The organism is Sulfitobacter sp. EhC04 (assembly GCF_001650875.1).
Taxonomy (GTDB): domain Bacteria; phylum Pseudomonadota; class Alphaproteobacteria; order Rhodobacterales; family Rhodobacteraceae; genus Sulfitobacter.
Genome location: NZ_LXYI01000016.1, coordinates 52,539 through 67,440 on the forward strand (window position 1 = coordinate 52,539; position 14,902 = coordinate 67,440).

At 62.3% G+C, this 14,902-nt stretch carries 14 protein-coding genes; 11 read left to right on the forward strand and 3 right to left on the reverse strand.

Annotated elements, in window-relative coordinates:
* Positions 1–44 precede the first annotated feature (44 nt).
* The 3 genes from hisD to comE all read left to right on the forward strand — a co-directional run bounded on the left by hisD (position 45) and on the right by comE (position 2,500).
* Positions 45–1,352 (forward strand): histidinol dehydrogenase, encoded by a 1,308-nt coding sequence (gene hisD, locus A8B82_RS08160; protein WP_067290650.1) that lies wholly within the window; start codon positions 45–47, stop codon positions 1,350–1,352.
* Between the two features lie 90 nt (positions 1,353–1,442).
* Positions 1,443–1,949, forward strand: a complete 507-nt coding sequence (comD, locus tag A8B82_RS08165) for a sulfopyruvate decarboxylase subunit alpha (protein WP_067290652.1) — start codon at positions 1,443–1,445, stop codon at positions 1,947–1,949.
* On the forward strand, positions 1,946–2,500 hold the full coding sequence (gene comE / locus A8B82_RS08170; protein ID WP_067290656.1) for a sulfopyruvate decarboxylase subunit beta: 555 nt from the start codon (positions 1,946–1,948) through the stop codon (positions 2,498–2,500). The genes comD and comE overlap by 4 nt, the downstream gene beginning before the upstream one ends.
* A gap of 21 nt (positions 2,501–2,521) precedes the next feature.
* Here comE and A8B82_RS08175 read toward each other — a convergent pair whose 3' ends face one another.
* Positions 2,522–2,944, reverse strand: coding sequence for a MarR family winged helix-turn-helix transcriptional regulator (locus A8B82_RS08175; protein ID WP_067290657.1), 423 nt, complete (start codon positions 2,942–2,944; stop codon positions 2,522–2,524).
* A gap of 97 nt (positions 2,945–3,041) precedes the next feature.
* On the opposite strand from A8B82_RS08175, the gene A8B82_RS08180 reads away from it, so the two are divergent.
* Positions 3,042–4,907 (forward strand): FAD-dependent monooxygenase, encoded by a 1,866-nt coding sequence (locus tag A8B82_RS08180; protein ID WP_067290661.1) that lies wholly within the window; start codon positions 3,042–3,044, stop codon positions 4,905–4,907.
* A gap of 2 nt (positions 4,908–4,909) precedes the next feature.
* Here A8B82_RS08180 and A8B82_RS08185 read toward each other — a convergent pair whose 3' ends face one another.
* Positions 4,910–5,836, reverse strand: coding sequence for a carbohydrate kinase family protein (locus A8B82_RS08185; RefSeq protein ID WP_067290664.1), 927 nt, complete (start codon positions 5,834–5,836; stop codon positions 4,910–4,912).
* A gap of 359 nt (positions 5,837–6,195) precedes the next feature.
* Here A8B82_RS08185 and A8B82_RS08190 point away from each other — a divergent pair, with 359 nt between their 5' ends.
* A complete protein-coding gene (locus A8B82_RS08190) occupies positions 6,196–7,827 on the forward strand; it encodes an alpha-D-glucose phosphate-specific phosphoglucomutase (protein ID WP_067290669.1) in 1,632 nt (543 codons plus the stop codon).
* Between the two features lie 61 nt (positions 7,828–7,888).
* Here A8B82_RS08190 and A8B82_RS08195 read toward each other — a convergent pair whose 3' ends face one another.
* On the reverse strand, positions 7,889–8,689 hold the full coding sequence (locus A8B82_RS08195) for a helix-turn-helix domain-containing protein (RefSeq protein ID WP_067290670.1): 801 nt from the start codon (positions 8,687–8,689) through the stop codon (positions 7,889–7,891).
* Between the two features lie 159 nt (positions 8,690–8,848).
* Between A8B82_RS08195 and A8B82_RS08200 the strand changes: the two genes are divergently transcribed.
* The 6 genes from A8B82_RS08200 (at position 8,849) to A8B82_RS08220 (ending at position 14,894) form a co-directional block, all read left to right on the forward strand.
* On the forward strand, positions 8,849–9,928 hold the full coding sequence (locus A8B82_RS08200; RefSeq protein WP_067290671.1) for an ABC transporter ATP-binding protein: 1,080 nt from the start codon (positions 8,849–8,851) through the stop codon (positions 9,926–9,928).
* Positions 9,929–9,932: 4 nt separating this feature from the next.
* The gene (locus A8B82_RS08205) at positions 9,933–10,844 is read left to right on the forward strand and encodes an ABC transporter permease (protein ID WP_067290672.1); all 912 of its coding nucleotides are present in this window, start codon (positions 9,933–9,935) and stop codon (positions 10,842–10,844) included.
* Positions 10,837–11,637, forward strand: coding sequence for an ABC transporter permease (locus A8B82_RS08210; protein WP_067290673.1), 801 nt, complete (start codon positions 10,837–10,839; stop codon positions 11,635–11,637). The genes A8B82_RS08205 and A8B82_RS08210 overlap by 8 nt, the downstream gene beginning before the upstream one ends.
* Before the next feature lie 18 nt (positions 11,638–11,655).
* On the forward strand, positions 11,656–12,675 hold the full coding sequence (locus A8B82_RS08215; RefSeq protein ID WP_067290674.1) for an ABC transporter substrate-binding protein: 1,020 nt from the start codon (positions 11,656–11,658) through the stop codon (positions 12,673–12,675).
* 109 nt (positions 12,676–12,784) lie between these two features.
* On the forward strand, positions 12,785–13,021 hold the full coding sequence (locus tag A8B82_RS23900; protein WP_138069705.1) for a hypothetical protein: 237 nt from the start codon (positions 12,785–12,787) through the stop codon (positions 13,019–13,021).
* Positions 13,022–13,214: 193 nt separating this feature from the next.
* Positions 13,215–14,894 carry an amidohydrolase gene (locus A8B82_RS08220; protein WP_067290675.1) on the forward strand — a complete coding sequence of 560 codons (1,680 nt, stop codon included), beginning with the start codon at positions 13,215–13,217 and terminating at the stop codon, positions 14,892–14,894.
* Positions 14,895–14,902 lie beyond the last annotated feature (8 nt).

The following is a 14,902-nucleotide window of genomic DNA, read 5'->3' on the forward strand; positions in this document are numbered from 1 at the left end:
GCTCCGGATATGCTGTTTTCTGAAAACTGCGAGCAGGAATCCCCATGGCCCGTGAATACCTGAAGAAAGCCACATTGACCGCAAAATCGGATGCCAGCGAGGTGCATGAGACGGTCAAGACGATCCTTGCCGATATCGAGACGGGTGGTGATGCCAAGGCGATGGAATACGCGGCCAGGTACGATCGCTATGAGGGCAATGTCTTGATGACCGCCGAAGAGATCGAGGCGGCCTGCGCGCTGGTGCCGGAGAAGCTGAAGGCCGACATAAGGTTTGCCCATGACAACGTGAAACGCTTTGCCGAAAAGCAGAAAAGCACGGTGTCGGACATGGAGATCGAGATCGTGCCCGGCCTGATGGCGGGCCAAAAGGCCATTCCGGTGGATACCGCCGGCTGTTACGTGCCGGGCGGGCGTTACAGCCATATTGCCAGTGCGATCATGACCGTGACCACCGCCAGGGTCGCGGGTTGCCGCCATATCACCGCCTGTTCGCCGCCGCGTCCCGGTGTCGGCGTGGCCCCCGCCATCGTCTATGCCGCCCGCATCAGCGGCGCGGACAGGATTCTGGCAATGGGCGGGGTGCAGGGCGTGGCCGCGATGACCTTTGGTCTGTTCGGCCTGCCGCGCGCCAATATCCTTGTCGGTCCCGGCAACCAGTTCGTGGCAGAGGCCAAGCGCATCCTGTATGGTCGCGTCGGCATCGACATGATTGCGGGGCCCACCGACAGCCTGATCCTGGCCGATGCGCAGGCCGATCCAATGGTTGTGGCGACCGATCTGGTCAGCCAGGCAGAGCATGGCCATAACTCGCCGGTCTGGCTGGTCACGGACGACCGCGCGCTGGCGGAAAAGGTAATAGACCTGGTGCCGGGGCTGATCGACAATCTGCCTGATGTGAACCGCGAAAACGCCTTTGCGGCATGGCGCGACTATGCAGAGGTGATCCTGTGCGCGGACCGTGCGGAAATGGCCGCCTGTTCCGATGATTACGCACCTGAACACCTGACCGTGCAGGCCGGTGATCTGGATTGGTGGCTGGATCGGCTGACCTGCTATGGCTCGCTGTTTCTGGGCGAAGAAACCACCGTGTCCTATGGCGACAAGGCAACGGGGACAAACCACGTCCTGCCTACCTCCGGGGCGGCCAGCTATACCGGCGGCCTGTCGGTCCACAAGTACATGAAGATCGTGACATGGCAGCGCGCCACCCGTGAAGGCTCCAGACCCGTGGCCATTGCCACCGCACGCATTTCGCGGATGGAGGGGATGGAGGGGCACGCCCGCGCGGCGGATGTGCGACTGGCGAAGTATTTTCCCGCAGAGACCTTTGATCTGGCTGCCGATGGCTGACCCCCGCACCCGCCGCATGTTACATTGCGTGCCAAACCTCTCATCCCAAATCGCGCGCCGCGGCGCGCCCCTCGAAAGGCAAGACAACCGATGAACATCGACAAGAAGATTGCAGATGATCTTGTCGCCAACGACATTTCCTTTGTCACCACCGTGCCCTGCAAGCAACTGGCCGGCGTGATCGAGGAGATCGAGGCCCGCGACGACATTTTCCACATCCCCGCCAACAAGGAAGACGAGGGCATGGGGCTGTGCGCCGGGGCCTTCATGGGGGGCAAGCGGCCTGCCATCATCATGCAGAACACCGCCATCGGGGTGACGATCAACACGCTGGCGACGCTGATCCAATACTACCGGATGCCCCTGCCGATGATCATCTCCTACCGGGGCGAACTGCGCGAACCCGTGGCCTGCCAGGTGGAAATGGCGGTACATACCAAGGCGCTGCTGGCGCAGCTCAACATCCCCACCTACCACTTCCATTGGCAAAAGGATGTCGCGGAGTTGGATAACATCCTGAAATACACTTTCATGTGCAACAAACCCGTGGCGATCCTGACCGACGCCAACTTCTGGGGAGGCTATGGCGACCAATGATCCGTTCCGAAATCCTGAAAGACATCGCGCCGATCCTGCGGGATCAGCTTGTGGTCTGCAACATCGGCATCCCCAGCCAGGAACTGCACGCCATCGACGATCAGCCCACCAATTTCTACATGCTGGGCACGATGGGGCTGGCATCCTCCATCGGTCTGGGGCTGGCGCTGTCGCAGCCCAAGCCGGTGATCGCCATCGACGGGGACGGATCGGTGCTGACCAATCTCGGCACCCTGCCCACCATCGCCAACAACGTCGCCGACAACTTCATCCTGCTGATCATCGACAACGGGTCGTATGGTTCCACCGGGGATCAGCCGACCTATGCGGGCAAGAAGACCAGGCTTGAGAAAGTGGCCGAAGCCTGCGGCTGCGAGAACGTCGTGACCTGCCAGGGCGAGGATACAGGCAAAGTGCTGCAAGCGGCGCTGGCGTCACGGAAGATGACCGTGATTGTCGTGAAATGCGACAGCGGCAATGCCAGACATCCGGTGATCACGATGGACCCGGTGGTGATCCGTGACCGTTTCATGAAGGCCGTGCAGGCATAGGTCGCGGCCCGGAGGGACGTGTCAGGCGCATACCACCTTGGCCGCAAGCGCCACGAACGTGGCGCGCTCCTCGGGGGTAAGCGGGGCAAGGATGTCGTCTTGCAAGCCGCGCACGATGGGGCGCATTTCAGCCAGCCGTGAGCGGCCCGCCTCGGTCAGTTGCACCAACCTCGCGCGCCTGTCGTGCGGGCTGGGATGGCGGGTCACCAGCCGTTTGACTTCCAGCCGGTCGATGACACCCCCGATGGTTGCCTTGTCGTAACCGATCTGCGCCGCGATGCTGGCCTGATCGGTTTCGGGGTGCGCCGCGATTGCATCGAGCGCAGCGAACTGCACCGGCGTCAGGTCGTGGCCCGCGTCTTGCATTTGCCGTGCGAAGGTTTGCGTGGAAATCTGGTGCAGCCGCCTGATCAAATGGCCCGCCATGTTCTTTACGTCTGTCATGAAGCCTTTCCTTTGCGCCTTCAGTAGTATGCATACAAACTAATATTGACAACACATGGTAAGTATAGATACCACCTTTGCAATAAGGAGGACTTCGATGCAATTCCATCTCAACGGTTTTCGCCCCGGTGATCCGGCCATCTCTGACCGCACAGGCAGGCCAGCGCAAACCGATACCGTGGACGTGCTGATCGTGGGCTGCGGCCCTGCGGGGCTGACGCTGGCCGCACAACTGGCCGCCTTCCCCGAGATCACCACCCGCATCCTTGAGCGCAAACCCGGCCCGCTGGAGGTTGGACAGGCCGATGGCATCGCCTGCCGTTCAATGGAAATGTTCGAGGCTTTCGGATTTGCAGAGAAGGTCGCGAAGGAGGCCTATTGGGTCAACGAGGTCGCCTTTTGGCGGCCCGGTGCCGAGGGACGCAAAATCACCCGCGCCGACCGTATTCTGGACACGGAAGAGGGGCTGTCCGAGTTTCCCCATACCATCCTTAATCAGGCACGGGTGCATAACTTTTACCTTGAGAAAATGCGCAACAGCCCCACCCGGCTGACGCCGGATTACAACCGTGCGCTGGTGTCACTGGCCCGGACGGATGACCCCGATTACCCGGTTCGGGCCGTGTTCGATTGCCTTGATGCCCCCGGCACGCAGGAAACCCTGCGCGCCCGCTACGTCGTGGGCTGCGACGGGGCGCGCAGCGCGGTGCGGTCCGAGATGGGCCTGGACCTGAAAGGCGAGGCCACCCGCCAGTTGTGGGGGGTGATGGACATACTGGCGGTCACGGATTTCCCCGACATCCGATTGAAATGCGCCATTCAATCTGCGGATCAGGGCAGCATCCTGATCATCCCGCGCGAGGGTGGCCATATGGTGCGGCTGTACATCGAGATGGACGCGCTGCATGGCAATGAGCGCGCCGCCGACAAGAACCTGACGGCCGAGGCCCTGATCGCCAAGGCGCAGGCCATCATGGCCCCCTATGCGCTTGACGTGAAAGAAGTCGCCTGGTGGTCGGCATATGAGATCGGACAACGCCTATGCGACCGTTTCGATGACGCGTCTCAGGGCGGGCATGGGGGCAAATCCGCGCGCATCTTCATCGCGGGGGATGCCTGCCACACCCATAGCCCCAAGGCGGGACAGGGCATGAATGTTTCCATGGCCGACGCCTTCAACCTGGGATGGAAACTGGCCGCCGTGTTGCGCGGGCAGGCTACCCCCGCCCTGCTGGACACCTATTCGGAGGAACGCCGCGCCAAGGCGAAGGAGTTGATCGACTTTGACCGCGACATGGCCCGGTTGTTCAGCGCCAAACCGGCCTCCACTGAGGAGGCCGCTCAGTTTCAGCGCTATTTCCGTCAGCATGGCCGGTATACCGCAGGTGTCGAGACGCGTTATGATCCGTCGGTCCTGACTGCGGACGGGACCCGTCAGGCGCTGGCAACTGGTCTGCCGATCGGGATGCGGTTCCATTCCGCCCCGGTGATCCGGGTGGCCGATGCAAAGCCCATGCAGCTTGGCCATACGATCAAGGCCGATGGGCGCTGGCGGCTCATCGCCTTTGCGGGCCGGGACGACACCGGTGCACCCGGCGGGCCGATGGCACAGCTAGGCGAGGGGCTGGCGCAGCGGGTGCCAGACGGTGACCCGGATGCGGTTCTGGATGTCAGGGCCGTTTTCCAGCAGCCCCACCGCAACCTGCACATCGACCGGATGCCCGCCCTGCTGCTGCCCCGCAAGGGGCGGTATGGGCTGATCGACTATGAAAAGATCTTTGCCGCCGATCCGGCTGAAGGTCGGGATATTTTCGATCTGCGCAGCATCGACCGAAACGGGGGGGCGATGGTGCTGGTGCGGCCCGACCAATATGTCGCCGCGATCCTCCCGCTGGGCGATCTGGCGGGCTTTGATGCTTTCCTTGCAAAGTCGCCCCTGCGGTGGGGCGGGCAGACGGGCTGACCCTATAATTCGCGCGCCCAAGGCGGGTTCGCACCCGCGCGTGAGACGGTCACCGCAGCCACGCGCGCGCCAAATGTCAGCGCGTCGGTCACGGCCTGCGCCGACAGCCCGCGCACCGCGTCTTTCGTCAGTAGCCCCTGTTCGGACAGGCTGGCCAGGACGCCCGCGTTGAAGGTATCGCCAGCGCCAACGGTATCCACCACCTTGGCGCGCAGCGCGGGCACGGTCACGTCGGTGCCATCGGCCAGATAGGCTGTCGCGCCCTCCCCGCCGCGCGTCACGATGACCAGCGCGGGACCGTGATCCAGCAGCGCCCTGACCTTGTCCGGCACCGGCATTGGACCGGGATGGAGCCAGGTCAGATCCTCGTCAGAGACCTTGACGATATCGGCCTGCCTCAACATGGCCCCCAGCCGGGTGCGAAAGCGGTCTGCGTCACGGACAAAGCCGGGGCGGATGTTCGGGTCGATCATCACCGCACGCCCTGCCCCCGCCTGCGCCAACAGGTCCGCATAGGTGTCCGCGCAGGGCTCGCAGGCCAGGCTGATCCCACCAAGGTAGAGCGCCGTCACATCATCACCCACGCGGGGCAGCTCCTCCGGTGACAGCATCCGCCCGGCCGAGTTTTCGTCATAGAACATATAGCTGGCCTGCCCGCCGTTCAGCTCGACAAAGGCCAGAGTCGTCGGACGGTCCGCAAGGACCACATGGGATGTGTCCACCCCGTTTGCCGTCAGCGCCGCCGACAGCAGGTTGCCAAAGGAATCTGTCGAGATGCCCGTCAGCATCCCCGCGGGCACGCCCAGCCGCCCCAGCGCGATGGCGGTGTTGAAAATCGCGCCGCCCACATGCGGCGCGAAGCCAGCGGCACCTGATGGGCTTGAGATCGGCAGCATGTCGATCAGGGCCTCGCCCGCACATAGGATCATCAATATTCCCCCCTCGGGAAGCTGCCGCGTACAGGCGCGGCTTTTGTCCCCATATTGGATGAAAGCCACGCCGCCGGATGTCAAGAATAATAAATCACTCTAGTTTATTAATTATGCAGATTACGCCCCGGCTGGCCGTTTATCGTTGAAGGCCATGACGCCCGGCGCTATCCGGATCAGGCTCCACGCTACGTGCGGCGGCATGGCTGCAACCTTATGTGCTGCCAGGCGTCACACCACCGGCGTGGTTACGCTGGCCTGTTCAACCGCCCCTTGCACGGGCCGCCAACTTGCTGTCCGATGTGGCCAAGCCAATTCCAGCTCCAAGATCAGATACATAAAGACAAAAAGGTTATTCCATGACGACAATTACCCAGGACTGCGCCCCATTTGAGGGGCAGAAACCCGGCACCTCGGGCCTGCGCAAGAAAACCCGAGTCTTCATGGAGCCGGGCTATGTGGAGTCTTTTGTCCAATCCACCTTCAACGCCATCGAAGGGGTCGAAGGCAAGACCCTGGTAATCGGAGGCGACGGGCGGTTCTTCAACGCCGAAGCGATCCAGACAATCCTGCGGATGGCCGCAGGCAACGGCGCGAAACGCGCCATCGTCGGCAAGGACGGGCTGCTGTCCACCCCGGCAGCGTCAAACCTGATCCGCAAGCGCGGCGCATTTGGCGGGCTGATCCTGTCGGCCAGCCACAACCCCGGCGGGATCGACGCGGATTTTGGCCTGAAATACAATGTCTCCAACGGTGGCCCGGCCCCCGAAAGCGTGACCGCCGCGATCTTTGAGGAAACCAGGACCATCAGCAGCTACAAGACGCTGGACACCGACGACATTGACCTGGGCGATCTGGGCGAGACGAAACTGGGCGACATGACGGTCGAGATTGTCGATCCGGTCGCCGCCTACGCCACCCTGATGGAAAAACTGTTCGATTTCGACGCAATCAAGGGGCTTTTCCAGGCCGGGTTTACCATGCGGTTCGACGCCATGCACGCCGTCACCGGCCCCTATGCCAAGGCGATCCTTGAGGACAAGCTGGGCGCGCCGGAAGGCACCGTATTGAACGGCGTGCCGTCGGTCGATTTCGGCAAGGGCCATCCGGACCCGAACCCGATCTGGGCCAAGCCGCTGGTCGACATGGTGATGGCCGAAGACGGCCCCGATTTCGCCGCCGCCTCGGATGGGGACGGGGACCGCAACATGATCCTGGGGCGCGGCGTTTACGTGACGCCCTCCGACAGCCTTGCCGTACTGGCGGCGAATGCCCACCTGGCACCGGGCTACAAGGACGGGATTGCCGGCGTTGCGCGCTCAATGCCCACCAGCCGCGCCAGTGACCGCGTCGCCGACGCGATGGGGATCGCCTGTTTCGAAACCCCCACGGGGTGGAAATTCTTCGGCAACCTGCTGGACGCGGGCAAGGTGACGCTCTGCGGCGAGGAAAGCGCCGGCACCGGCAGCAGCCATGTGCGCGAAAAGGATGGGCTCTGGGCCGTGCTGCTCTGGCTCAACATCATCGCGGTGCGGGGCCAGTCGGTGCATCACATCCTCAAGGATCACTGGAAGGAATATGGCCGCAACTATTACTCGCGGCATGACTACGAGGCCGTCGATGCCAGTGCCGCAGCCGAGTTGATGGCCGCGCTGGAAGCAGCATTGCCGAAGCTGCCCGGACAGGCCCCCGCCGGGCTGATGATCACGGAGGCGGACCAGTTTTCCTACCACGATCCGGTGGACGGTTCGGTGAGCGAGAACCAGGGTCTGCGGATCAACTTTGACGGCGACGCGCGCGGCGTGCTGCGCCTGTCCGGGACAGGTACGGAAGGGGCAACGCTGCGGGTCTATCTGGAACGCTACGAAGCACCTGACGGTGATCTGGAGATCGAGACGCAGGCAGCCCTGGCCCAGGTCGCGGCGGCGGTGGCCCAGTTCAGTGATCTGGAAAAGCGCACCGGCAGGACGAAACCCGACGTCATGACCTGAGGGTGAGGCTCAGGCCGGGCGGGCGCGTCAGGGTATCGGCTATAGCCTTCACCCCGCCTCTTCAGAACAGATCTTTCAGCGCCGCGAACAACTCCGCCTGCGAAGAGATGTCGAGCTTGCGATAGATGTTGCGCCGATGCACCTTGACCGTCTCGCGCGCGATGCCAAGGTCAAGCGCCGCCGACAGGTTGGAATGCCCCTGCAGGATCAACGCGGCCAGCTGCGCCTCCCGCCGGGTCAGGGAGGTGCCGGAGAGCGCGGTGACGTGATCGCGGATCATCGTGTCCAGCGGGCTTTGGACCGGCGGCCGGGCCCTCTCGCCCAACTGATCCTGACGATGCTCGCAATACTGGCGCAGCATTTCCAGCATGACAGGGCTGAAATGGCGCAGACATTGCAGTTCCTTGCGTTTGAAGCGTCCCTGTCCGGCTTGCCTGCTCATTGACAGGTGGCCCGTGGCACCGCCCTTGAGGTCAACCAGCAGGCCAACCTCGTCGCAGATTTCGGTCTTGCTATAGTACTGAAGGTAATATTCGCCGGAAAAGAAGCGGTCCGGCGCGATCTCGGACAGCCGGTACATCGCGCCGGGGGAGGCCCGTTTGCGCATCTGGAAAAACGGATCAAGCCGATAGGACCCGTCCAGGTAGTGACGCGGATAGGAGGTCTTGAGCGACCAATCCGCCAGCCAACTGTCCAACGCCTGTGGCGTGCCACTGTCGCTGAACCGCAGAATCAGAAAGGTATCGAACCGCAACCGCGCGCGCAGCAGGCGGCGAAAATGTTCAAAGAACGATTCGTCCCTGCAATGGGCAAAGGCCCTCTGGAGGCGGCGCACATCACCCTCTCTGAGCATCTCAGTCATTTATAACCCCCAAAAAGCCAATCTTTAGTCATTTAATACCCCTGCGGGGGTATTTTTTTGCCAGACTATTGCAGCAATCATTCGTTTGCATGGTGTTTGCCCCAATCTAGGGCGACCTAGGGCGACGTTGAAAAGACCATAACAGGGGGAACGCTTAAAGTGGCGACAGCCATCAGTGTACGCAATCTGCGCAAGGTCTATCCGGGACAACCGCCCGTCGTCGCGCTGGCGGATGCCAGCATCGACATCAAGGACAACGAATTTTTCACCCTGCTGGGCCCGTCGGGCTGCGGCAAGACAACCCTGCTGCGGATGATCGCCGGGTTCGAGCATCCGACGGCAGGAAGCCTGACCATGCACGGTGAAAACCTGCTGGACCTGCCGCCCTACAAACGGCCGGTGAACACGGTCTTCCAAAGCTATGCGCTGTTCCCGCATCTGACCGTGGCCCAGAACATCGGTTTCGGTCTTGAGATGCTGGGCAAGCCCAAAGCGGAGATCAGGCAGACCGTCGATGAGATGATGGCGCTTGTGAAGATGACGGAGATGGCGGACCGCCAGACCGGCCAGATCTCCGGCGGCCAGCAGCAGCGGGTGGCACTGGCCCGTGCCTTGGCCCCCAAGCCGCGTGTGCTGTTGCTGGACGAACCGCTCAGCGCGCTGGATTTCAAACTGCGCAAGGACATGCAGCTGGAACTCAAACGCCTGCAAAAGGAGACCGGGATCACCTTTGTCTTCGTGACCCACGATCAGGAAGAGGCGCTGACCATGTCGGACCGGATCGCGGTGATGAGCGCGGGCGAAATCCGCCAGATCGGCAACCCCCGCCAGATCTACGACCAGCCCGCTGAACGCTTTGTCGCGGATTTCATCGGGGATACCAATTTCCTGCCCGCCGAGGTGATCGACACTAAAGGGCAAACTGTCACGATACGCCTGTCATCGGGCAAAGAGATTGCGGCCCGCGCGGCAGAGGGCGGATCGCACAAGGGCAAGGTCACCCTCGCCGTGCGCCCCGAACACGCCAACATTGGCCCCGAGGCCGACGGTCTGCTCGGCGGCACGCTGGGCGAAGTCGTCTATTTCGGGACCGACACGCATTACCATGTGGCACTGGAGGACGGGACCGGCTTCGTCGTGCGGCAACAGAACCGCCCGGATGCGGCGGCCCAATTTTCCACCGGCGACCGTGTCGGCGTGCATTTCGCACCCGGCATCGGCCAGGTCCTGAAGGATTGACCTGATGGCCGATCTGTCCTCTGCCGCCGAGACACAGGCCAGCCGCCGCCGCTGGCTGTTGCTGGCACCCGCCCTGTTCATCCTGGTCTTCGCCGCCGCCGGGCCGCTGCTGATCACGCTGGTCTATTCGTTCCTGACCCCCGGCGATTACGGCGGCGTCGAATGGCAGGCGTCCTGGCAGGCCTGGTTCAACGTCTTCATGGAGCGCGATATCTTTGACGACACGCTGGGCTGGTCGGACGCGCATCTGAGCATCTTCTGGCGGTCCGTAAAGCTGTCGCTGATGACCACGGTACTCTGCCTCTTCTTTGGCTTTCCCACCGCCTATTTCATCGCGACCCGCCCCAAGAAACAGCGCGACCTGTGGATGCTGCTGATCATCATACCGTTCTGGACCAACCTGCTGATCCGCACCTTTGCGGTGGTCGAACTGATCCGGGCGGAAGGTACGGTCAACACGCTGCTGATCTGGCTTGGGATCATCGACTCGCCGATCCACATGCTGTTCACCGAATTCTCGATCCTGCTCGGCATGGTCTATGTCTATCTGCCGCTGATGGTGCTGCCGCTCTATGCCTCGATGGAACGGCTGGATTTCAGCCTCGTCGAGGCAGGCTATGACCTTTACGCCACGCGCTTGAAGGTGTTGCGCCGGGTGATCCTGCCGCTGGTCAAACCGGGCGTGATCGCAGGCTCGATCCTTGTCTTCGTGCCGTCGTTGGGCGCTTACGTGACGCCCCGCGTGATGGGCGGCGGCAACCAGTTGATGATCGGCAACCTGATCGAGCTGCAATTCGGCCAGGGGCGCAACTGGCCGCTGGGGGCCGCGCTGTCGATCACGCTGCTGGCAATCGTGATGGTGGCCCTGATGGCCTATGTCCGCGCCGCCGGAAATCAGGAGCCGCACCGTGTCTAAGGCATTCAACATCAGCCGGCAAAACGGCTTTACCACCATTGCGATTACCTGTTTCGTGCTGCTTTACCTGCCGATCGTCCTGCTTGTCGTCTATTCCTTCAATTCCGGCCCCTCGGTCGCGATCTGGGAAGGGTTCTCCTGGCGCTGGTATCAATCGGCATGGGAAAACGATCAGGTACAGGAGGCCACCGTGCGCAGCCTGGTCATCGCGCTCTGGGCCTCCGCCATCTCGACCACCTGCGCGGTGCTGGCCGCATTGGCCACAACCCGCACCCGCAAGTTCAAGGGACAGGGCGCGGTCTTTGCCATGATCAACCAGCCGCTGATGGTGCCCGAGATCGTGACCGCCGTGGCGCTGCTGATCTTTTTCGCGATGATAAAGGTTTCGACCGGCTATACCGGGCTCGCTTACCTGATCGTCGCGCATTCGGCCTTTTGCATCCCCTTTGCCTACCTGCCGATTCGGGCGCGGCTGCAAGGGATGGACCTGAGCCTGGAACAAGCCGCCGCCGATCTCTATGCCACCCCCTTCAAGGTGTTTCGCCGGGTCACCCTGCCCCAGCTCTGGCCGGGGATATTGGCCGGGGCGATGCTGGCCTTCGTGATTTCGCTGGACGATGTGGTGATCACGGAGTTTGTTAAATCCGCAGGGCAGGATACGCTGCCGACCTATATGCTTGGCCAATTGCGGCGGGTAGTCACGCCAGAGGTCAATGCGATCTCGACCGTGCTGTTTGGCATCTCGGTGACCTTTGTCATCGCGTTCACCGTGCTGGGCAAAATCAAAAACTAAGCCAACGGGAGTAAGACAATGAAAAGAACACTGACGGCCCTGACACTGGTGCTGGCCACACCTGCCTTTGCCGAAGGGCAACTGAACATCTACAACTGGGGCAATTACACCAGCCCCGAGATGATCGAGAAATTCGAGGCCGAAACCGGGATCAAGGTCACGGTTACGGATTACGACAGCAACGACACTGCACTCGCCAAGGTCAAGGCGGGCGGTCACGGATTTGATATCGTGGTCCCCTCGGGCACCTATGTGCCGATCTTCATCGGTGAAGGGCTTCTGATGGAAAGCAAGCCCAACGAGATGGAGAACTTCAAGAACATGGACCCGCAGTGGGTCGATGTGGAATTCGATCCGGGCCGCAACTATACCGTGCCGTGGCAGTGGGGCACTGTGGGTGTGACTGTGAACACCTCCGTCTACGGTGGCGACATCAACACCGCCGCCGTGATCTTTGACCCACCCGAAGAGCTGAAGGGCAAGATCAACGTGGTGCCCGAGATGAACGACGTGATGGGCATGGCAATCCATTTCGTTGGCGGCGACCAATGCACCGCTGACAAGGAAGTCCTGAAAAAAGTGCGCGACACCCTGGTCGAGGCCAAGAAGAACTGGCTGTCGATGGACTACGGCATGATCGAGAAATTCGCCAAAGGCGATGTAGCCGCGGGCGTGAACTGGAACGGCGCATCCATGCGGTCGCGCGACCAGAACGCGGACATCGCTTTCGGCTATCCGCAGGAAGGTTATCCGGTCTGGATGGACAATGCCGCGATCCTTTCTGATGCGCAGAACGTGGAAGAGGCCAAGACCTTCCTCAACTTCATCATGGACCCCGAAAACGCCGCGATGCTGTCAGAATTTGCCCGTTACGCAAATGGGATCGCGGGTTCCGAGGCCTTCATGCCCGACGACATGAAGACCGCTCCGGAAATCGTGGTGCCGGAAGCGCTGAAGGGGGCCGCCTATGTGGCCAAGACATGCCCGCCGGAAGCGACCAAGATCTACACCGCGATCTGGACCGAACTGCAGAAGTAAGCTGAGAGGCAGCCGGGGGGCGTGCCCCGGCTGCCATCACGCACCCGGAGTTTTCAAAAACTCCGGTCCGATTTCTTCAAAGAAATCGCCCACTCCACGGAGCCAATGAATGACCCCCGGCATCACCCTCCACAACGGCAAGCCGATGTCCTTCGGCCCCGATCTGCCCGCAGCCCAGGCGCTTGCGGTCACAGGCGGGGCGCTCACGGCCGTCGGAAACACCGCAGCAGCAAGACCATCGAGAGCCGGAGCACGCCCGCCGGCCGCCGACACGCACCCGGAGTTTTCAAAAACTCCGGCCCGATTTCTTCAAAGAAATCGCCCGCGCTACGGAGCCAATGAATGACTTTCAACTCCGATCTGCCCGAGGCCCAGGCGCTTGCGATCAAAGGCGGGGCGCTCACTGCCGTTGGAAACACCGCAGCAGCAAGACCATCAACAGCCGGGGCACGCCAGCCGGCTGCCGACACGCACCCGGAGTTTTCAAAAACTCCGGTCCGATTTCTTCAAAGAAATCGCCCACTCCACGGAGCTATTGAATGACCCCCGACATCATCATCCACAACGGCAAGCTGATGACCTTTGATCCTGACCGGCCCGCCGCGCAGGCGCTGGCCATCACCAACGGCATGCTGACAGCAGTTGGAAGCGATGCCGAAATTCGCGCGCTGGCCGGTGACACCACCCGCATGATCGACGCCAAGGGCGGCACCGTGCTGCCGGGTCTGATCGACAGCCATGTGCATCTGTTCGGGGGGTCGGTCGAATTGGACAGCCTCAGCCTGTATGGCGTTGAAGGGCTGGAGGCGATGGCAGAGGCGATCCTCCCCCATGCTGCCGACAACCCCGGTGACAACCTCGTTTTCTGCGTCATGGCCGACTATGGCATCCTTGGCACGGGCCGGACCCTGACCCGGCATGACCTCGACACCATTCTGCCGGACCGCCCGCTGGCGATGTTCGCCCCCGATCACCATACCGTCTGGGCAAATACAGCCGCGCTGGAGGCCGCAGGCCTGCTGCAAGGCGGAGAAGTTGACGCGGGCTCCGAGATCGTGATGGGCGACGACGGGCTGGCCAACGGCGAACTTCTGGAGCCGGGCGCCTATGGCCCCATCCTGGCCATGACCCGCCATGCCGGGCGCGAGATGATGGGCCTGACCACGGGCAAGGACCCTGTCCCGGCCCCGACGCCCGCGCAACGCGAGATGGACAAGGACGTGATCGCCCGAGGCCTTGCACATTGCGCTGAGCAGGGCATCACCGGACTGCATCTGATGGACGGCAATGTCTATCAGCTGGAATTGCTGAACGAACTTGAGGCCGAGGGCCGCCTGCCCTGCCGCTGCATGGTGCCTTTCCACTTCAAGGGCACCGACCCGATTGACCGCATCGCCGCCGAAGGCGTGCCGATGCGCGACCGCTATCAGGGCGACAAGGTCTGGTGCGGGCATATGAAGATGTTCATCGACGGGGTTGTTGAAAGCGGCACAGCGCTGATGCTGCGCCCCTACCCCGGCGATTTGGGCAAGGATGGCAACATGGGCGACGAGGTCTTTACCCAGGAGCATTTCGTCGCCGCCGCTCAGGAGGCCGACCGCCACGGGCTTCAGATTGCCGTCCATGCCATCGGCGACGCAGGGGTGCGCCGCACCATTGACGCCTACGCCGCCGCGCAGGCTGCCAATGGCACGCGCGACAGCCGCCACCGGATCGAACACCTTGAGGTCATGCATACCGACGATATCCCGCGCCTTGCCGACCTGGGCATTGTCGCCTCGATCCAGCCGGGCCACGCCCCGCGCGGCCATATCTTTCCCCCCGGCGCGGTGGGGCAATACCTGCATGCCGACCAGATTGCCGGGGCCTATGCCTGGCAGGACATCCGCAACATCGGCGCGCGGGTCGTGTTCTCGACCGACTGGCCGGTGATCCCGCTGGACGTCATGCCCAACATCAAGGCCGCGATTGCCCCGCTCGATCTTGGCCCGGACTGGCGCGACCAGACCCAAAGCCTGCATGACACGCTGGCCAGCTATACCCGCGACAACGCATGGGTGGAGTTCAACGAGGACCGCAAAGGGCAGATCAAGGTGGGCATGATGGCCGACATCGCCGTGATGAGCCATGATCTGAACGCGCTGCCGCCTGCCGAGATTACACAGGCGCAGGCGCAGGTGACAATCTGTGATGGCAAGGTGACCTTCGAACGGGGCTGACCCGGCCC